Source organism: Asticcacaulis currens (genome assembly GCF_028550395.1).
GTDB lineage: Bacteria > Pseudomonadota > Alphaproteobacteria > Caulobacterales > Caulobacteraceae > Asticcacaulis > Asticcacaulis currens.
In genome coordinates, this window is sequence record NZ_JAQQKW010000003.1 from 67,167 (window position 1) to 84,722 (window position 17,556).

The following is a 17,556-nucleotide window of genomic DNA, read 5'->3' on the forward strand; positions in this document are numbered from 1 at the left end:
CCCCGTAAGCCGTTGTCAAAGCGAGTGACGCCCGGCTTTGGTCGCATATGGGGAAGCGAAAACGAAAATGCCGCACCCTGATCCTTAAAGATCAGGGTGCGTGACATTTTTGACTTAGGCTTCGGTCTTGGCGGGACGGGCCTGAGCGACCGAACCACCCGCGGCTTCGACCGCCTTGACCGCCGAAGCGGTGGCCGAATAGACCGACAGGGTCAGCTTGGCCTTCAGTTCGCCTTCGCCTAGGAGGCGCACGCCGTCGAGTTCACGACGGATCACACCGGCGGCCTTCAGAGCGGCGGCGTCGATGGTGGCGGTGGCGTCGAGCTTGCCCGCGTCAACGGCCTGTTGCAGACGCCACAGGTTGACTTCGGCGTATTCAGCGCGGTTGTGCTTGTTGAAGCCACGCTTCGGCATACGCATGTACAGCGGCATTTGGCCGCCTTCGAAGCCCAGCAGCGATACGCCGGTACGCGACTTCTGACCCTTTACACCACGACCCGACGTCTTGCCCTTGCCCGAACCGGGACCACGGCCAACGCGCATACGGCCCTTGGTGGCGCCTTCATTGTCACGGATTTCATTCAGCTTGGTCATCTGGGATGCCTTTCTTGATAAGATGCGCTGGCGCTAAGGCCAACTCGGCTGGAAAAACGGAAACCGTTAAGAAACACGGCTCTCATAAATAGCAAAACGCCCCGACACGGAGGCCGGGGCGTCTTTGTTTTAATCTCGGCGGAGCCGCTTACTCAACGATTTCGATAAGGTGAGCGACCTTGGCGATCATGCCGCGGACCGAAGGGGTATCCTCCAGAGTCGAGACACGGCCCATCTTGTTGAGACCCAGACCGGCGAGCGTAGCACGCTGGTCCTTGGTGCGGCGGATGGGGCTGCCGGTTTGCTTGACAGTGACTTGAGCCATGATGATTAGCCCTCGATCGATTCAGGCGACGAAGCGCCATCGTTGCGACGCGTCAGGATGTCGCCAACCTTCTTACCGCGCTTGGCGGCGATCTGACGGGGCGAAGACTGCACCTTCAGAGCTTCAAAGGTGGCGCGCACCATGTTGTAAGGGTTCGACGAACCGAGCGACTTGCCCACGACGTCAGAAACGCCCAGGGTTTCGAGCACGGCACGCATCGGACCACCCGCGATCACGCCGGTGCCCGGAGGGGCCGCGCGGAGCTGGATCTTGCCGGCGCCCCAACGGCCGTAACCGTCGTGGTGCAGGGTGCGGGATTCACGCAGCGGGATGCGAACCATCGACTTCTTGGCTTCTTCGGTCGCCTTGCGGATGGCTTCCGGCACTTCGCGCGCCTTGCCATGACCGAAGCCGACGCGGCCCTTCTGGTCACCAACGACCATCAGAGCAGCGAAGCTGAAGCGACGGCCACCCTTCACGGTGGCGGCGACGCGGTTGATGTGAACGAGCTTTTCGACAAACTCCGAAGGTTCTTCGGTGCGTTCGCGACGATCGTTGCGGTTTTCGCTGGGACGAGCCATTGAACGTACCCCTTAGAAGTTGAGACCGGCTTCACGCGCGGCATCTGCCAACGCCTTCACCCGGCCGTGATAGATGTAACCGCCACGGTCAAAGACAACGTCCTTGATACCGGCTTCGATGGCGCGCTGGGCGACCAGCTTGCCCACTTCGGTGGCGGAAGCGGCGTTCGATCCACGCTTGGCAGCAGTTTCGAGCGACGAAGCGGCAGCAACCGTAACGCCCTTCGAATCGTCGATGACCTGAGCGTAGATGTTCTTGTCCGAACGGAAGACCGACAGACGCGGGCGGCCGTTGGAGAGGCTCTTGAGGCGGGTGCGGTTGCGCTGCGCCCGACGAGCCATTTGTTCACGAGGAGAGAGAGCCATGGCTTACTTCTTCTTCCCTTCCTTGCGGCGAACCTTCTCGCCGGCGTAACGGACACCCTTGGCCTTGTACGGCTCAGGCGGACGGATCTTGCGGATCTTGGCGGCGAGTTCGCCGACGACCTGCTTGTCGATGCCCTGGATCTTGATTTCGGTCTGCTTCGGCACGACGAAGGTGACGCCGGCAGGCGGAGCTACTTCGACCGGGTGCGAGAAACCGAGCGACAGTTCGAGGTTGTTGCCCTTCATGGCAGCGCGGTAACCGACGCCGACCAGTTCGAGGTTCGACTCGAAGCCCTCGGTAACGCCCTTCACCATGTTGGCGATGAGCGTGCGCGACAGACCCCACATCGCACGGTGGCGAGCGGTTTCACCACGCGGCGCAACCGACAGGTTGTCGGCTTCGTGCGTGACTTCAATTTCTTCAACCACGGTCCAGTTGAGCTGGCCCTTGGGCCCCTTAACCGTGATGGCCTGACCGTCGAGCGTGATGGTCACGCCCTTCGGTACTGCAATGGCCTTTTTCCCAATACGAGACATTGTGTGTTCCTATGGTCTTAAGCAAGTCCCGCCGGTCTTAGTAGACGCGGCAGAGGACTTCGCCACCAACGTTCAGTTCGCGGGCAGCGGTGTCAGACAGGACGCCCTTGGGCGTGGACAGGATCGCGATACCGAGGCCGTTTTTGATCGGCTTCAGATCTTTGATCGACGAATAGACGCGACGGCCGGGCTTGGACACGCGGGCAATTTCCGCGATGACCGGCTGACCGTCGAAGTACTTCAGTTCGATTTCGAACTGCGGGAATTCTCCCGGCACTTCAAGCAGTTCGTAACCGCGGATGTAGCCTTCGTCCTTGAGGACGTCGAGCACGCGGGCGCGCAGCTTGGACGCGGGGGTGAGCACCTTAGAACGCTGGCGCTGGGCGGCGTTCTTGATGCGGGCGATCATATCGCTCAGGGGATCAGAGATGAACATGTTGTGTGATCTTCCCTTACCAGCTGGCCTTGGTCATGCCGGGGATCTGGCCTTCATTGGCCAGCTTGCGCAGGCTGACGCGGCTCATCTTGAGCTTGCGATAGAAGGCGCGCGGACGTCCGGTGACTTCGCAGCGGTTGCGGATGCGGGTGGGCGCCGAGTTGCGGGGCAGCTTGGCGAGGGCGAGGCGGGCTTCGAAGCGCTCTTCCAGGGGAAGGGATTCGTCAACAGCCGCCGCCTTCAGCGCAGCGCGCTTGGCAGCATATTTGTCAACGAGCTTCTTGACCATCTCGTTACGGTTTACAGCCGATTTCTTAGCCATTGTTCTGTACCTTTCCCCTTACGAAACGAACGGGAACTGGAAGTGCTTCAGGAGAGCCTTGGCTTCCTTGTCGCTCTTCGCCGTGGTGCAGACAACAATGTCCATGCCCCACATCTGGTCGATCTGATCGTAGTTGATTTCCGGGAACACGATGTGTTCCTTCAGGCCCATGGCGTAGTTGCCACGACCGTCGAAGGAGTTACCGTTCAGGCCGCGGAAGTCTTTCACGCGCGGCAGCGCAATCGTGATCAGGCGGTCCAGGAATTCATACATACGGTGCTTGCGCAGCGTCACCTTGGCGCCGATCACCATGCCTTCGCGCAGCTTGAAGCCGGCGATAGACTTACGGGCCTTGGTTTCAGCCGGCTTCTGACCGGTGATAGCGGCCAGGTCCGCAATCGCGGCCTTGACCTTCTTGGAGTCGGCAACGGCTTCGCCGATACCCATGTTCACGACGATCTTGTCGAGCTTGGGGACCTGCATTTCGTTGGTGTAGCCGAACTCTTCCTTCAGCGCCGCGCGGATCTTGTCCTGATAGACGGCCTTGAGGCGCGGGGTATAAGCTTGATCAGCCATTGATGACCTCACCGGTGCTCTTGGCGAAGCGCACCTTCTTGTCGCCTTCGACGCGGAAACCGACGCGGGTCGGCTTGCCGTTGGCATCAGCCACGGCGACGTTCGAAAGGTGAAGCGAGGCTTCCTTGTTGATGATACCGCCTTGCGGGTTCGTTTGCGAAGCGCGCGTGTGGCGCTGAACGATATTGATACCCTGAACAACGACGCGGTTCTCGGTCGGGAGAACCTTCAGGACGGTGCCGGTGCGGCCTTTGTCCTTACCCGTCAGGACGACGACTTTGTCGCCCTTCTTAACCTTCGCAGCCATTAGAGGACCTCCGGCGCCAGCGAGATGATCTTCATGTGGTTCTTGGCGCGCAGCTCGCGCGGAACCGGCCCGAAGATACGGGTGCCGATGGGCTCACCCGACTTGTTCACGATCACAGCGGCGTTGGTGTCGAAACGGATCACCGAACCGTCCTTGCGCTGGATGTCTTTCGAGGTGCGCACGACGATGGCGCGCAGAACGTCACCCTTCTTCACGCGGCCACGGGGGATCGCTTCCTTAACCGAGACGACGATCAGGTCACCCACCGAGGCGTAACGGCGCTTGGAGCCGCCCAACACCTTGATGCACATGACCCGGCGCGCGCCCGAATTATCGGCAACGTCCAGATTAGTTTGCATCTGAATCATAATTCAAACTTTCCAAAATCTCGCAAAAGGCCCCCACCCTTTCGGGCGCAGACTTCCGCGAAGACGACTGAGGATTCCGAGGAAGCGGGCCTTAAACCCTATTTCCTCCGAATAAGCAAACGGAAAAATGCTCAACGAAGCCGTTCCGCCCGTTTGGGGTGGAGGTTCCGTGAGCATCTCTCCGGTTCAACGTCTGCGAAGGGTTTTCCGCGAAATCCCGAAGGCAGGCGGAACCGGATCGCAAATGTCAAAAGACCGAAACCCGGAAGGCTGAAATAGCCTTCCGGGCCTCTGATGTCTTAGGCTGCGTCCTTGGGAAGCACTTCCCAGGTCTTCAGCTTGGACTTCGGCGCGCACTCGATGATACGAGCGACTTCGCCGGCCTTGTAGGTGTTGTTTTCATCGTGAGCGTGGTAGCGCTTTGAAACGCGCACCGGCTTCTTCAGAACCGGGTGCAGAACGGTACGCTCGACCTTCACGACGATGGTCTTGTTGCCCTTGTCAGAAACAACCAGACCTTCAAGAATGCGCTTGGGCATGGTCTATTCCTTTAGGCAGACTTCTGAGTGGTCAGAAGCGACTTGATGCGCGCGATGTCCTTGCGGACTTCGTTCACACGGTGGGTCTTCTCCAGTTGGCCGGTGGCCTTCTGGAAACGAAGGTTGAACTGTTCCTTCTTGAGGTTCAGCAGTTCTTCCTGAAGCTGATCGGGGGTCTTGCCCCGCAGGTCGGCAATCTTAGTCATGGTCCTTACTCCGCCGCAATGCCGGCGTCGAGACGGGTCACGACGCGGGTACGAACCGGCAGCTTGGCCGCGCCGAGGCGCAGAGCTTCACGGGCGATGTCGTCCGCGACGCCGTCGATTTCAAACAGGATACGGCCGGGGGCCACGCGGGCCGCCCAGTAATCCACGGAACCCTTACCGGAACCCATCCGGACTTCGGCGGGCTTGCCCGTGACGGGCAGGTCCGGGAAGATACGGATCCAGACGCGGCCCTGACGCTTCATTTGACGCGTGATGGCCCGACGGGCGGCTTCGATCTGACGGGCGGTCAAGCGCTCAGGCTCGACCGTCTTCAGACCATAGGAACCAAAGTTCAGCGTGTAGCCGCCCTTGGCATTACCGTGGATGCGGCCCTTGAAGGCCTTACGGTATTTTGTGCGCTTAGGAAGCAGCATAGCGATCAGGCCTCCTTATTGTTGCGATCGCGGCGCGGGCCACGGTTGTTACGCTCGCCGCGCTCCGGACGCTCGTTCGACGACGGGCCCGAAGCTTCCTGCGACCAGCGCTTGTCCTGGGCCATCGGATCGTGCTCAAGGACTTCGCCCTTGAAGATCCACACCTTGACGCCGATGATGCCGTAGGTGGTCAGGGCTTCGGCAAAGCCGAAGTCGATGTCCGCACGCAGGGTGTGCAGCGGCACGCGACCTTCACGGTACCATTCCATACGGGCGATTTCCGCACCGCCGAGACGACCCGACAGGTTCATACGGATGCCCTTGGCGCCCAGACGCATGGCCGACTGGATCGAACGCTTCATGGCGCGGCGGAAAGCCACGCGGCGTTCCAGCTGCTGAGCGATGGATTCGGCGACCAGTTGCGAATCGACTTCCGGCTTGCGGACTTCGACCAGGTTCAGGAACACTTCGCCCTCGGTGAGGGCAGAAATGTCCTTACGCAGCTTGTCGATGTCAGCACCCTTCTTGCCGATCACCACGCCCGGCCGGGCGGCATAGATGGTGATGCGGCACTTCTTGTGCGGACGCTCGATGATGATGCGCGACACGCCGGCGGCGTTCAGCTTTTCCTTCAGTTCCTTACGGATCTTCAGGTCCTGGTGCAGCAGCTTCGCGTATTCCTGACGGGCGGCGAACCAGCGCGAGTCCCAGGTACGGTTGACGCCGAGGCGCAGACCGATCGGATTGACTTTCTGACCCATTAGGCAGCCTCTTGACCAAGTTCACGGACGACGATGGTCAGTTCCGAGAAGGGCTTCAGGATACGCGACGAGCGACCGCGGGCGCGGGACGCAAAGCGCTTCATGACGATGTTCTTGCCCACATATGCCTCGGCGACAAACAGGTTGTCGATGTCGAGGTTGTGGTTGTTTTCGGCGTTGGAGATCGCCGAATACAGGGCCTTGCGAACGTCGCCGGCGATGCGCTTGTGCGAGAACTCAAGCTCGTTGAGCGCGCGCTGGACCTTCAGGCCGCGGATCGACTGGGCCACCAGGTTCAGCTTGTAAGGGCTGATGCGGATGGAGACCAGCTTGGCGCGGGCTTCGGTCGGCTTTACGCGGCGAGGATTGGACGTTTGCGACATGGCTTACTTCCTCTTCGCCTTCTTGTCAGCGGCGTGACCCGGGAAGTTCCGCGTGGGCGAAAATTCACCGAGCTTCATGCCGACCATGTCTTCCGACACCAGCACCGGCACGTGCTTCTGACCGTTATAAACACCAAAGGTGAGCCCCACAAACTGGGGCATGATGACAGAGCGGCGCGACCACGTCTTGATGACGTCCTTGCGACCGCCGGCCTGAGCCGCTTCCGCCTTCTTAAGAAGGTGGCCATCGACAAAGGGACCTTTCCATACGGAGCGAGCCATGGATTAGCGAGCCTTCTTGAGGTGACGCGAGCGGATGATGAACTTATCCGTCGCTTTGTTGGTACGGGTCTTGCGGCCCTTGGTGGGCTTGCCCCACGGGGTGACCGGGTTACGACCGCCCGATGTGCGGCCTTCACCACCACCGTGCGGGTGGTCGATCGGGTTCATGGCCACACCACGAACGTGCGGACGCCAGCCCTTGTGACGGGCGCGACCAGCCTTACCCAGGCTTTCGTTCATGTGGTCCGGGTTGGACACGGCACCGACGGTGGCCATGCAGGTGTCGAGCACCATGCGCAGTTCACCCGAACCCAGACGGATCTGGGCGTAACCGGCGTCGCGGCCAACGAGCTGAGCATAGGCCCCAGCCGAACGGGCCAGCTGACCACCCTTCATGGGCTTCAGCTCGACATTGTGGATGATCGTACCGACCGGCAGCGAACGCAGCGGCGCGGCGTTACCCGGCTTCACGTCCACCTTTTCCGAGGCGATGATGGTGTCACCGGCCTTGAGGCGTTGCGGAGCCAGGATGTAGGCCTTTTCGCCGTCGGCATAGTTGATCAGCGCGATGAAGGCGGTGCGGTTCGGGTCATACTCCAGACGCTCCACCGTACCGGCCACGTCGAACTTGCGACGCTTGAAGTCGATGATGCGATAGAGCTTCTTGGCGCCGCCGCCACGGAAGCGGACGGCCACACGACCGCCGGCACCACGGCCGCCGGACTTGGTGAGACCTTCGACCAGAGCCTTCTCAGGACGGCCCTTGTGCAGCTCGGAACGGTCAACGAGAACCAGTTCGCGACGACCGGGCGAGGTGGGGTTGAATTGCTTCAAAGCCATTGTTCAATCCTCTCCTTACAGACCGGTGGTGATGTCGATGGATTGGCCCTCTTCGAGGGTGACAATCGCCTTCTTGACATCGTTGCGACGGCCCATGATGCCCTTGAAGCGCTTGGTCTTGCCCTTCGTGACAACCGTGTTCACCTTGACAACCTTGACGTTGAACAGAGCTTCAACGGCCGAGGCGATCTCGTCCTTCGAGGAGTCGAGCGACACCTTGAAGACCACCTTGTTCTGTTCAGACAGAACGGTCGCCTTTTCGGTGATGTGCGGCGCCAGGATGACGTCGTAATTGCGGATAGTAGCAGCCATAACTTAGGCCTCCACTTTGAAGCGGGCTTCGATCGCTTCCACCGCCGACTTCGTCAGAACCAGCGTCTGGCGGCGCAGAACGTCATAAACGTTCAGACCGGCCGACGGCAGGACGTCGATATTCGGGATGTTGCGCGAAGCAAGCGCGAAGTTGGTGTCAACTTCCGGGCCCGCGATGATGAGAGCGTTCTTCAGGCCCAGCGTTTCGAACTTAGCACGAAGCGCGGCGGTCTTGGCCGAGTCGAGCGTGGCCTGATCGAGGACGATCAGCGCACCGGCCTTTGCCTTCGAGGACAGGGCGTGACGCAGACCCAGGGCGCGGACCTTCTTTTGCAGGTCGAAGGCGTGCGAGCGAACGACCGGACCGAAGGCGCGCGAACCGCCGACGAATTGCGGTGCACGGCGAGAACCGTGACGGGCGCCGCCGGAGCCCTTTTGCTTGTACATCTTCTTACCCGTGCGAGAATTCTCGTTGCGGGTCTGAACCTTGTGCGTACCGGCGCGGCGCTTGGCCAGTTGCCAGTTGACGACGCGGGCCAGGATGTCGTTGCGGATCTCTTCGAGGCCGAAAACGGCGTCAGAGACGTCAACCGAACCGGCCTTGCCGTTGTCGAGAGTGATAACGTCGAGTTTCATGATTATTCAGCACCCTCTTCTTGAGCGGGCGCTTCCTCAGCTTGAGCCGGAGCGGCAGCAGCCTTCTTGAGGCCGGCCGGGAACGGCAGGGCCTGCGGGGCCGACTTCTTCACGGCGTCGCGGATCTTGACGAACGAGCCTTCCGCACCGGGCACAGCGCCACGGATGAAGATCAGGCCGCGCTCGGCGTCGATGCGAACGACTTCGAGGTTGAGCGTTGTGACGGTTTCCACACCATAGTGACCGGCCATCTTCTTGCCGGGGAAGGTGCGGCCCGGATCCTGACGGTTACCCGTCGAACCGTGGGCGCGGTGCGAGACCGACACGCCGTGGGTGGCGCGCATACCGCCGAAGTTCCAGCGCTTCATGGCACCGGCAAAACCCTTACCGATGGTCGTGCCCTGAATGTCAACGCGCTGACCTTCGACGAAGTGATCGGCCGAAAATTCGGCGCCAACTTCTACGAGGGCGTCTTCGGAGACGCGGAACTCGGACAGGATGGCCTTGGGCTCAACCTGAGCCTTGGCGAAGCGTTCACGCTCAGGCTTGGAGACGTTCTTGGCCTTGCGGGTACCGGCACCCAGTTGCAGGGCGGTGTAGCCGTCCTTGTCCTTGGTACGCTGAGCCACAACCTGGCAGCCTTCGAGCGAGAGGACGGTGACGGGGACGTGCTGGCCTTGCGCGTCGAAATAACGCGTCATGCCGAGCTTTTTTGCGAGGAGACCTGTTCTCATGACCGGGCCCCTTAAATCTTGATCTCGACGTCCACACCAGCGGACAGGTCGAGCTTCATCAGCGCGTCGACGGTCTGCGGGGTGGGATCGACGATGTCCAGCACGCGCTTGTGCGTGCGGATTTCGAACTGTTCACGGGACTTCTTATCGACGTGCGGCGAACGGTTCACGGTGAAGCGCTCAATCAGCGTCGGCAGGGGGATCGGCCCCCGGACGGTAGCACCGGTGCGCTTGGCCGTGTTCACGATTTCACGTGTGGAATGGTCCAGCACGCGGTGATCGAAGGCCTTGAGCCTGATGCGGATATTCTGACGATCCATATCGCTCTTATTCCAAGTTAAGGGGTTGCGTATCCCGCGTCCGTTGAACCATTTCAAAGACCAGCTTCGATCTCAAAACGGAGACCGACGCGTTATCCGCAAAAACAAAGCCGCGCAGCGTGAGCTGCGTGGCCATTCGGAAAGTCTGGAAGCGTCACCTTATATATAAAGACGAGGCCGCCGACTTAATTTCGTAATATGCGGACCGCGTATGAAGCCTGAACCTCACGGCCGATCCAACAGAGGTCGCGTATATGCCGAAGGAGTCGGCCCGCGTCAACCCCTGCCCTCATAATTCTTTGGAAGTTTAAGCGGCTATATCGTTAGGGGTCGGCGCCTGGGACGGCGCATTGGCCCGCAGGCGGCTGATCCCCCGCCGGAACAGGGCCTGAAACGCGTCGCGTTTGCCTTTCGGGCAGGTTTCGCAGGCCCGGATGGTGCGCAGACGCCGTTGCAGGCTCAGTCTTATACCCCGCAGCTTCTCCTGCGCCACCGGAGACAGGGCAACCACCGCATCAAACACGACCGTCATCAGGCTGGCTCGCGCCTCGACCGTCCCTTCAAGGCAGACGCGCGCCGGGCTGGTCATGGTGTGCTTGTAACACTCTCCGCCCGCCCCGAAGTCCACCTGGGTGATGCCTCGTTCGGCCACGTGCTGCATGATGCGCAACGACAGAAGAATACCGGGGCTATAGCGGTGATAGGCTTCGGCATAGGCCGGAAACCAGAAATGCATATAGGTGTTGCGGATCAGGCAAATTTCCGCCGCCACCAGCACCGGCTCCGGACCACGCGTGTCACGGAAGACCCCTACCCTCAGACCGAAGCCCTCGTCCTGACGCTTGGCCAACTCACTCAGCAGGTTGAGTGTCCAGCCACAGCCGAAGACATCGTGCATCCCCGAACGGCTGTACTGCTCACGCTTCTGGTCGATCACCCATTGCAGCAGGTCGGGCGTGACGCGCTCAAACGTAAAGGCGAAACCACCAAAGTCCTTTTCGACATTGCGCTGACAGCGGCCGACATTCTTATAGAATTTGTGATGCTGCGCCTTTTGTCGCGCCAGGTAGGCCTCATAGCCGCCGCTCAGATCGGCAATCTGCGTCACCGCTTCGATGGTGCGGGCGCGGGCATTGCCGGCGGACATATCCCCTACCCAGCCCATGAATTCGAGGCGGTGGGCCTTGAGGCTGCGCAGCAGCAGCGGATAGTCCATGACGAAGGACGCATCTGCAATGACACCGTGATAGTCGGTCAGCGGCGCGCCTAGCGGCTGAATGGTGCGGCCACGCAACTGAAAGGGCAGGAAACCAGCGATGTTGGCGTGTTCGTCATAAAGCCGCGCAATATGAGCGTCCGGCACGCTCTGCCCGATGTCCATGACATAGCGCACATCGAAATAGGGCCCGATCAGATCGGGGCGCCGCGATATAAACCCTTCCCAGGCTGCAATATCTTCGGCGGTCAGCGCCTCGGGCGCGACGCTTTCGATGCGAGTCAGTCTGGCCATCCGGCTCTCCTGCGTAACTTTGCAACCAGATGTACAGTGGCAAGGTTTATATTGCCCTAAGTCGAACGGTTAACGCGACCTGTCTGGCGTGATGGCCGGGCAGGCAAGAAGCTGCACTCAGTAATACGGATAGGCTGTGTCTTGCCCCCGGCAGGGGGCATCGTCAGGTGGTGATAGACCATGGCCAGTCCGGATTCCGTCAGATCGCAGTTCAACAGATTGTCTCTGCGCGCAGCGCTACGCATCCAAGCGCACATGACCGCTTCCGCATCCGGATAGTCGACAGGCAGATTTTCCGCCACGAGGGTCCAGCGATAGCCGGTTTGACTTACACGTTGCGCAGGATTGGCTTTGTCGGGTGCACATGGTTGAAGAAATTGCGTTCGGCCATAGAATGTGCCTGATCGTCTGCAGCGGTGTCCAGACGGTGATTGGGCACCAGCGGCGCACAGCCCTTCGCCTCTCGCTCTAGATTAACGGGATCAATCCGCCTGTTGCGCCGAAGCCGGGGCGACCATCAAGGACCAACACACAGCCATCAGGGGAAGCCTCTCCCCCTCATCCTTGTCTCTTGCGCTGGATCAGGGCGTCCAGCACCTGCCCGTCTATATCGGTATTGATCTGCATCCACAACGGCAGGTGGTCGGACAACTGATAGGTGAAGGCGTCCTTGTCCATGTCCGGATAGGTGTCCGCCGGGAACAGCGGGCGATGATCGCCGGCATAGAAGTCCAGCACGCCACCGGCATTGGTGAAGCTTTCGGTGAACTGGGTGAAGTGCAGCATCTGGTCGTAACGTTTGTCGCGGGCCAGATTGGAGCCGAACTCATCCTTGGCCAGAGCTGTCGGTATCTTCAGGCCGCATTCGAGCAGGGCCTTGAGCATCGGGCTGTCGCGGGTCGGAATGTTGAAGTCCCCCATGACGATGATGTCCTTGTCTTCTGCGGTCTTTTCCTTCGTCTTAGCGCCGATCCACGCCGCCAGACTTTCGATCTCCTTCAGGCGCGCGGCTTCTGTATCGCCCCAGCGCACGTGGGTGGTGAAGGCGAGAAAGTCGAAATTACCGGATTTGAACGAGGCCAGATACGGCGACCGCCACCAGCTTTGATCCGTCAGATATTCGCTGCCGCGCTTACTGCGCGGGGGAGATGGCTCGGCGGCCAGACCGTTGAACACGACCGCGCGTGTATCGAACAGGTAACAGATGCGTTCGTAATTGCCGCCCTGATCACGCACCGCGTCGGAATAGACCACATCCCAATAGGGTCCCAATATGGGCAGGACCCGTTGCAGGTCGGACAGATTGTCGCGCAGTTCGACCACACCGATCAGATCAAACTGCCCCAGTATCTCGGCAATATAATGTATGGCCGCCTGGGTCCGGCGTTTCTTGCCGAATTCCCGTATGTTCCAGGTAGCGATGTTGAGCGTTTCATCCAGTTTCGACGGCGGAATCTTCGCCGCTTCGATCCGCTTGCGCAGGGTCTTCAGCCCTTCTGCAATCTCCAGACTGACATTGCCGTGAAACATCGCACCCTCCCCGTTTCAACCCACAGGAGAATGCACACTTTTCGTGTCGCTGTCGATAAGGGGAGGCTTTTTCAATGGAGATCAAGACGGCCCGGAAGGCACACAAAAAACCCCCTGAGACAAGCTCAGGGGGTTTCTTTAGTCTGATCGGTGTGGACGGCCCGCTTAGGAGCAGAAACCGAGACCTTTGCAATTAAGCAAGGATCTTCGCCACAACGCCGGCGCCGACGGTGCGGCCACCTTCACGGATAGCGAAGCGGAGCTTCTCTTCCATGGCGATCGGGGTGATCAGTTCGACGTTCAGCTCGGCGTTGTCGCCCGGCATGATCATCTCAACGCCTTCCTTCAGCGTCACGATGCCGGTCACGTCGGTCGTGCGGAAGTAGAACTGCGGACGATAGTTGGTGAAGAACGGCGTGTGACGGCCGCCTTCTTCCTTCGTCAGGATGTAGGCTTCGGCAACGAACTTGGTGTGCGGGGTGATCGAGCCCGGCTTGCAGAGAACCTGACCGCGCTCAACGTCTTCACGCTTCGTGCCGCGCAGCAGAACGCCTACGTTGTCACCGGCTTCACCCTGGTCGAGCAGCTTGCGGAACATTTCGACGCCCGTGCAGGTCGTCTTCTGAACCGGACGGATGCCGACGATTTCGACTTCTTCACCGACCTTCACGATACCGCGCTCGACGCGGCCGGTCACAACCGTACCACGGCCCGAGATCGAGAACACGTCTTCGACCGGCATCAAGAAGGGCTGGTCGACCGGGCGAGCCGGCTGCGGGATGTACTCGTCCACGGTCTTCATCAGAGCGAGGATCTGGGTTTCGCCGATTTCCGGGTTCACGCCATCGGTAGCGGCCTTGGCCGAGCCCTTGGTGATGGGGATATCGTCGCCCGGGAACTGGTAGGACGACAGAAGTTCACGAACTTCCATTTCGACGAGCTCGAGCAGCTCTTCGTCGTCGACCAGGTCAACCTTGTTCATGAACACGACCAGAGCCGGCACGCCAACCTGACGGGCGAGCAGGATGTGTTCACGGGTTTGCGGCATCGGGCCGTCAGCAGCCGACACGACCAGGATAGCGCCGTCCATCTGAGCGGCACCGGTGATCATGTTCTTCACGTAGTCGGCGTGACCCGGGCAGTCAACGTGAGCGTAGTGACGGTTTTCCGTCTCATACTCAACGTGGGCGGTGTTGATGGTGATGCCGCGGGCCTTTTCTTCCGGAGCGGCGTCGATATCTTCGTACTTCTTGGCGGTAGCGCCGCCCGACTTGGCCAGCGTCATCGTGATCGCGGCGGTCAGGGTGGTCTTGCCGTGGTCAACGTGACCAATGGTGCCGATGTTGCAGTGCGGCTTTGTACGGTTAAATTTTTCCTTGGCCATTTCAAATCCCCGCAAATATGCGGGCCTTCACTCGGTTAGGGGTTGGAAACTGGGGGCACTCCGCCCCGGAAATCCGTGTCGTCATCCTTGCGGATTTCCGGTTCGGGGCGCAGTGGGGATGGCCCGTAGCATAGTCTTTGCTACGGGCCAAATGGTTTTTAGGCGTACTTCTTGATCACTTCGTCGGCCACGTGCTGCGGCACGGGCTCGTAGTGGTCGTACACCATGGTGAACTGCGCACGGCCTTGCGACATACCGCGCAGGGTATTCACGTAACCGAACATGTTCGCCAGCGGAACGAAGGCGTCAACGACGATGGCGTTACCGCGCATGTCCTGACCCTGGATCATGCCGCGACGACCGTTGAGGTCGCCGATGACCGAACCCAGATACTCTTCCGGAGTCACGACTTCGACCTTCATGATCGGCTCAAGCAGCTTCGGGCCGCCCTTTTCGCGCAGTTCCTTAAAGGCGGCGCGAGAGGCGATTTCGAAGGCCAGGACCGACGAGTCAACGTCGTGGAAAGCGCCGTCGATCAAAGTCGCCTTGAAGTCGATCAGCGGGAAGCCGGCCAGAAGACCGTTTTCCTTGGCCGATTCGAGGCCCTTGGTGACGCCCGGAATATATTCCTTCGGCACCGCGCCGCCGACGATGGCCGACTCGAACACGAAGCCCGTGCCCGGCTCGCCCGGTTCGAACACCAGCTTGACGCGGGCGAACTGGCCGGTACCACCGGTTTGCTTTTTGTGCGTGTAGTCGATTTCCGCCTTGCGGGTGATCGATTCGCGGTAGGCCACCTGCGGCGCGCCGATATTGGCTTCGACCTTATAGGTGCGCTTCAGGATGTCGATTTTGATGTCGAGGTGCAGTTCGCCCATGCCCTTCAGGATCGTCTGACCCGACTCGTGGTCGGTCGAAACGGTGAAGGACGGGTCTTCGGCGGCCAGCTTCGACAGGGCGACGCCCAGCTTTTCCTGGTCGGCCTTCGACTTGGGCTCGACGGCGATTTCGATAACCGGGGCCGGGAACTCCATGCGCTCCAGGATGACCGGCGACTTCAGCGGATCGCAGAGCGTGTCGCCCGTGCGGGTGTCCTTGAGGCCCGCCAGAGCGACGATGTCGCCAGCGAAGGCTTCCTTGATGTCTTCACGGTTGTTGGAGTGCATGAGCAACATGCGGCCAACGCGTTCACGCTTGTCGCGCGTCGAGTTCAGCAGGCCCATACCGGCTTCGAGCTTGCCCGAATAGATACGGCAGAAGGTCAGCGAGCCGACGAAGGGGTCGTCCATGATCTTGAACGCCAGAACCGACAGGGGTTCATCGTCCGAGGCCTTGCGGGTGACTTCTTCTTCGGTCTTGTAGTCGATGCCCTTGGTCGCGGGAATATCGACCGGCGACGGCAGGTAATCCACAACGGCGTCGAGGAGCGTCTGAACGCCCTTGTTCTTGAACGCCGAACCGCAGAGGATCGGGAAGAAGGCCGAGGTCAGAACCGCCTTACGGATGCACTTCTTCAGGGTCTCTTCCGACGGCTCGTTGCCTTCGAGATAGGCTTCCATCGCCTCGTCGTCGAGTTCGACGGCGTTGTCGATGAGGTACTGACGGGCTTCGTTGGCCTTTTCGACCAGATCAGCCGGGATCTCTTCGTCGTGGTACGACGCGCCCAGACCGTCATTGTCCCACACCACGGCCTTCATGCGGACGACGTCCACAAGGCCCTTCAGCGAGGATTCGGCACCGATCGGGAACTGGATCGGCACAGCCTTGGCACCCAGACGGTCGCGGATCGACTCGACCGACTTGTCGAAGTCGGCGCCGATCTTGTCCATCTTGTTGACGAAGACGATACGCGGCACGTTGTACTTGTCGGCCTGACGCCAGACGGTTTCGGTTTGCGGCTCAACACCGGCGTTACCGTCGAGCACGGCCACAGCGCCGTCGAGGACGCGGAGCGAACGCTCGACTTCGATGGTGAAGTCCACGTGGCCCGGCGTGTCGATGATGTTCAGGCGCTTGCCTTGCCAGAAGGCTGTCGTCGCGGCGGACGTGATGGTGATGCCGCGCTCCTGCTCCTGCTCCATCCAGTCCATGGTGGCAGCGCCATCGTGGACTTCGCCGATCTTGTGGCTCTTGCCGGTGTAGTAGAGGATACGTTCCGTAGTCGTGGTCTTGCCGGCGTCGATGTGCGCCATGATACCAAAGTTACGGTAGTCCTCGATTTTGTGACTGCGGGGCATGTACGGGCCTCAGACAAAAAGGGGAATTAAAAAAAGTTCGTAGGAACTATGCGCAGACGCGGGAGACTTGCCGAAGGAAGTCGCCCGCGCCTTATAGAGCTTTTTTGACAGGACCATGACAGCCCTGTCCCGCAAGCCGTTACCAGCGGTAGTGCGCGAACGCGCGGTTGGCTTCGGCCATCTTGTGCGTGTCTTCGCGCTTCTTCACCGCGGTGCCGCGGTTGTTGGAAGCGTCGAGCAGCTCGCCGGCCAGCTTTTCGGTCATGGTGTTTTCACCACGCTTGCGCGCGGCGTTGACCAGCCAGCGGATGGCGAGGGCCCGGCGGCGGTCCGGACGGACTTCGACGGGCACCTGATAGGTGGCACCGCCGACGCGGCGGGAACGCACTTCGATGGACGGGGCGACGTTGTCGAGGGCCGCATGGAAGGTCTCGACCGCGGTCGCGTCCTTCTTCTTGGCTTCGAGGATGTCGAAGGCACCGTAAACGATGTTTTCGGCGACGGCCTTCTTACCTTCGTACATGACGTAGTTCATGAACTTGGTGACAACGAGATCCCCGAACTTGGGATCGGGCAGAACTTCACGCTTCTCTGCGCGGTGACGACGGGACATATGAGTCTATCCTTACTTCGGACGCTTCGCACCGTAGTGCGAACGGCGCTGCTTACGGTTCTTGACGCCTTGCGTGTCGAGCACGCCGCGCAGGATGTGGTAACGGACACCCGGAAGGTCCTTCACGCGGCCGCCGCGGATCAGAACCACGGAGTGTTCCTGAAGGTTGTGGCCGACGCCGGGGATGTAGCACACCGATTCGATGCCGGAGGTCAGACGGACCTTGGCAACCTTACGCAGAGCCGAGTTCGGCTTCTTCGGGGTCGTAGTGTAAACGCGCGTACACACGCCGCGACGCTGGGGCGAGCCCTTCAGGGCCGGCACCTTGTTGCGCTTCGGGTTCGGCTTGCGCGGCTTGCGGATAAGCTGGTTAATCGTGGGCATTTAATCTCTTGCCTTAGATGGGGAGGCCTGTGCCGTTTG

At 60.4% G+C, this 17,556-nt stretch carries 28 protein-coding genes; all 28 read right to left on the reverse strand.

Translation table 11 applies throughout. The features are described 5' to 3' along the window. Window positions 1-114 precede the first annotated feature (114 nt). A complete protein-coding gene (rplO, locus tag PQU94_RS05685; RefSeq protein ID WP_272740526.1) occupies window positions 115-594 on the reverse strand; it encodes a 50S ribosomal protein L15 in 480 nt (159 codons plus the stop codon). 148 nt (window positions 595-742) lie between these two features. Beyond that, entirely contained in the window at window positions 743-919 is a 177-nt protein-coding gene (rpmD, locus tag PQU94_RS05690) for a 50S ribosomal protein L30 (RefSeq protein ID WP_013478476.1), read from the reverse strand. Between the two features lie 5 nt (window positions 920-924). Beyond that, window positions 925-1,500: a 30S ribosomal protein S5 gene (gene rpsE, locus PQU94_RS05695; protein WP_013478475.1), complete on the reverse strand. Its 576-nt coding sequence runs from the start codon at window positions 1,498-1,500 to the stop codon at window positions 925-927. Window positions 1,501-1,512: 12 nt separating this feature from the next. Continuing rightward, on the reverse strand, window positions 1,513-1,866 hold the full coding sequence (gene rplR / locus PQU94_RS05700) for a 50S ribosomal protein L18 (protein WP_013478474.1): 354 nt from the start codon (window positions 1,864-1,866) through the stop codon (window positions 1,513-1,515). Window positions 1,867-1,869: 3 nt separating this feature from the next. After that, window positions 1,870-2,403 carry a 50S ribosomal protein L6 gene (gene rplF / locus PQU94_RS05705; protein WP_013478473.1) on the reverse strand — a complete coding sequence of 178 codons (534 nt, stop codon included), beginning with the start codon at window positions 2,401-2,403 and terminating at the stop codon, window positions 1,870-1,872. Window positions 2,404-2,440: 37 nt separating this feature from the next. Further along, window positions 2,441-2,839 carry a 30S ribosomal protein S8 gene (gene rpsH / locus PQU94_RS05710; RefSeq protein ID WP_126420976.1) on the reverse strand — a complete coding sequence of 133 codons (399 nt, stop codon included), beginning with the start codon at window positions 2,837-2,839 and terminating at the stop codon, window positions 2,441-2,443. 16 nt (window positions 2,840-2,855) lie between these two features. Then, window positions 2,856-3,161, reverse strand: coding sequence for a 30S ribosomal protein S14 (rpsN, locus tag PQU94_RS05715; RefSeq protein WP_013478471.1), 306 nt, complete (start codon window positions 3,159-3,161; stop codon window positions 2,856-2,858). A gap of 18 nt (window positions 3,162-3,179) precedes the next feature. After that, window positions 3,180-3,737, reverse strand: coding sequence for a 50S ribosomal protein L5 (gene rplE, locus PQU94_RS05720; RefSeq protein WP_013478470.1), 558 nt, complete (start codon window positions 3,735-3,737; stop codon window positions 3,180-3,182). Further along, window positions 3,730-4,044 (reverse strand): 50S ribosomal protein L24, encoded by a 315-nt coding sequence (gene rplX / locus PQU94_RS05725; protein ID WP_126420980.1) that lies wholly within the window; start codon window positions 4,042-4,044, stop codon window positions 3,730-3,732. Before rplX ends, rplE begins: the two co-directional genes overlap by 8 nt. Continuing rightward, a complete protein-coding gene (rplN, locus tag PQU94_RS05730) occupies window positions 4,044-4,412 on the reverse strand; it encodes a 50S ribosomal protein L14 (RefSeq protein ID WP_013478468.1) in 369 nt (122 codons plus the stop codon). Before rplN ends, rplX begins: the two co-directional genes overlap by 1 nt. A gap of 299 nt (window positions 4,413-4,711) precedes the next feature. Beyond that, window positions 4,712-4,951, reverse strand: coding sequence for a 30S ribosomal protein S17 (rpsQ, locus tag PQU94_RS05735; RefSeq protein WP_013478467.1), 240 nt, complete (start codon window positions 4,949-4,951; stop codon window positions 4,712-4,714). Between the two features lie 11 nt (window positions 4,952-4,962). Continuing rightward, the gene (rpmC, locus tag PQU94_RS05740) at window positions 4,963-5,157 is read right to left on the reverse strand and encodes a 50S ribosomal protein L29 (RefSeq protein ID WP_013478466.1); all 195 of its coding nucleotides are present in this window, start codon (window positions 5,155-5,157) and stop codon (window positions 4,963-4,965) included. Between the two features lie 5 nt (window positions 5,158-5,162). Further along, window positions 5,163-5,591 carry a 50S ribosomal protein L16 gene (gene rplP, locus PQU94_RS05745; protein ID WP_013478465.1) on the reverse strand — a complete coding sequence of 143 codons (429 nt, stop codon included), beginning with the start codon at window positions 5,589-5,591 and terminating at the stop codon, window positions 5,163-5,165. A 5-nt stretch (window positions 5,592-5,596) separates the two neighbouring features. Beyond that, window positions 5,597-6,352 carry a 30S ribosomal protein S3 gene (rpsC, locus tag PQU94_RS05750; protein WP_013478464.1) on the reverse strand — a complete coding sequence of 252 codons (756 nt, stop codon included), beginning with the start codon at window positions 6,350-6,352 and terminating at the stop codon, window positions 5,597-5,599. Next, entirely contained in the window at window positions 6,352-6,735 is a 384-nt protein-coding gene (gene rplV, locus PQU94_RS05755; protein ID WP_013478463.1) for a 50S ribosomal protein L22, read from the reverse strand. The genes rpsC and rplV overlap by 1 nt, the downstream gene beginning before the upstream one ends. Window positions 6,736-6,738: 3 nt before the next feature. After that, window positions 6,739-7,017 (reverse strand): 30S ribosomal protein S19, encoded by a 279-nt coding sequence (gene rpsS, locus PQU94_RS05760; protein ID WP_013478462.1) that lies wholly within the window; start codon window positions 7,015-7,017, stop codon window positions 6,739-6,741. 3 nt (window positions 7,018-7,020) lie between these two features. After that, on the reverse strand, window positions 7,021-7,857 hold the full coding sequence (gene rplB / locus PQU94_RS05765; RefSeq protein ID WP_013478461.1) for a 50S ribosomal protein L2: 837 nt from the start codon (window positions 7,855-7,857) through the stop codon (window positions 7,021-7,023). Between the two features lie 15 nt (window positions 7,858-7,872). After that, window positions 7,873-8,169 carry a 50S ribosomal protein L23 gene (locus PQU94_RS05770; RefSeq protein ID WP_107874122.1) on the reverse strand — a complete coding sequence of 99 codons (297 nt, stop codon included), beginning with the start codon at window positions 8,167-8,169 and terminating at the stop codon, window positions 7,873-7,875. Between the two features lie 3 nt (window positions 8,170-8,172). Further along, window positions 8,173-8,805 carry a 50S ribosomal protein L4 gene (gene rplD, locus PQU94_RS05775; RefSeq protein WP_272740527.1) on the reverse strand — a complete coding sequence of 211 codons (633 nt, stop codon included), beginning with the start codon at window positions 8,803-8,805 and terminating at the stop codon, window positions 8,173-8,175. Window positions 8,806-8,807: 2 nt separating this feature from the next. Continuing rightward, complete coding sequence (gene rplC / locus PQU94_RS05780; protein WP_013478458.1) at window positions 8,808-9,539, reverse strand: 50S ribosomal protein L3; 732 nt, start codon at window positions 9,537-9,539, stop codon at window positions 8,808-8,810. Window positions 9,540-9,550: 11 nt separating this feature from the next. Then, window positions 9,551-9,859 carry a 30S ribosomal protein S10 gene (rpsJ, locus tag PQU94_RS05785; protein WP_006273890.1) on the reverse strand — a complete coding sequence of 103 codons (309 nt, stop codon included), beginning with the start codon at window positions 9,857-9,859 and terminating at the stop codon, window positions 9,551-9,553. 307 nt (window positions 9,860-10,166) lie between these two features. Then, window positions 10,167-11,369, reverse strand: a complete 1,203-nt coding sequence (locus tag PQU94_RS05790; protein ID WP_272740528.1) for a GNAT family N-acetyltransferase — start codon at window positions 11,367-11,369, stop codon at window positions 10,167-10,169. Window positions 11,370-11,697: 328 nt separating this feature from the next. Continuing rightward, on the reverse strand, window positions 11,698-11,856 hold the full coding sequence (locus PQU94_RS18165) for a CAP domain-containing protein (protein ID WP_368407060.1): 159 nt from the start codon (window positions 11,854-11,856) through the stop codon (window positions 11,698-11,700). A 71-nt stretch (window positions 11,857-11,927) separates the two neighbouring features. Next, window positions 11,928-12,899 (reverse strand): endonuclease/exonuclease/phosphatase family protein, encoded by a 972-nt coding sequence (locus tag PQU94_RS05795; protein ID WP_272740529.1) that lies wholly within the window; start codon window positions 12,897-12,899, stop codon window positions 11,928-11,930. 193 nt (window positions 12,900-13,092) lie between these two features. Next, on the reverse strand, window positions 13,093-14,283 hold the full coding sequence (tuf, locus tag PQU94_RS05800; protein ID WP_013478455.1) for an elongation factor Tu: 1,191 nt from the start codon (window positions 14,281-14,283) through the stop codon (window positions 13,093-13,095). Between the two features lie 158 nt (window positions 14,284-14,441). After that, window positions 14,442-16,520: an elongation factor G gene (gene fusA, locus PQU94_RS05805; protein WP_272740530.1), complete on the reverse strand. Its 2,079-nt coding sequence runs from the start codon at window positions 16,518-16,520 to the stop codon at window positions 14,442-14,444. 139 nt (window positions 16,521-16,659) lie between these two features. Next, window positions 16,660-17,133, reverse strand: coding sequence for a 30S ribosomal protein S7 (gene rpsG / locus PQU94_RS05810; protein ID WP_013478453.1), 474 nt, complete (start codon window positions 17,131-17,133; stop codon window positions 16,660-16,662). Between the two features lie 12 nt (window positions 17,134-17,145). Continuing rightward, on the reverse strand, window positions 17,146-17,517 hold the full coding sequence (rpsL, locus tag PQU94_RS05815) for a 30S ribosomal protein S12 (RefSeq protein ID WP_013478452.1): 372 nt from the start codon (window positions 17,515-17,517) through the stop codon (window positions 17,146-17,148). Between the last annotated feature and the right edge of the window lie 39 nt (window positions 17,518-17,556).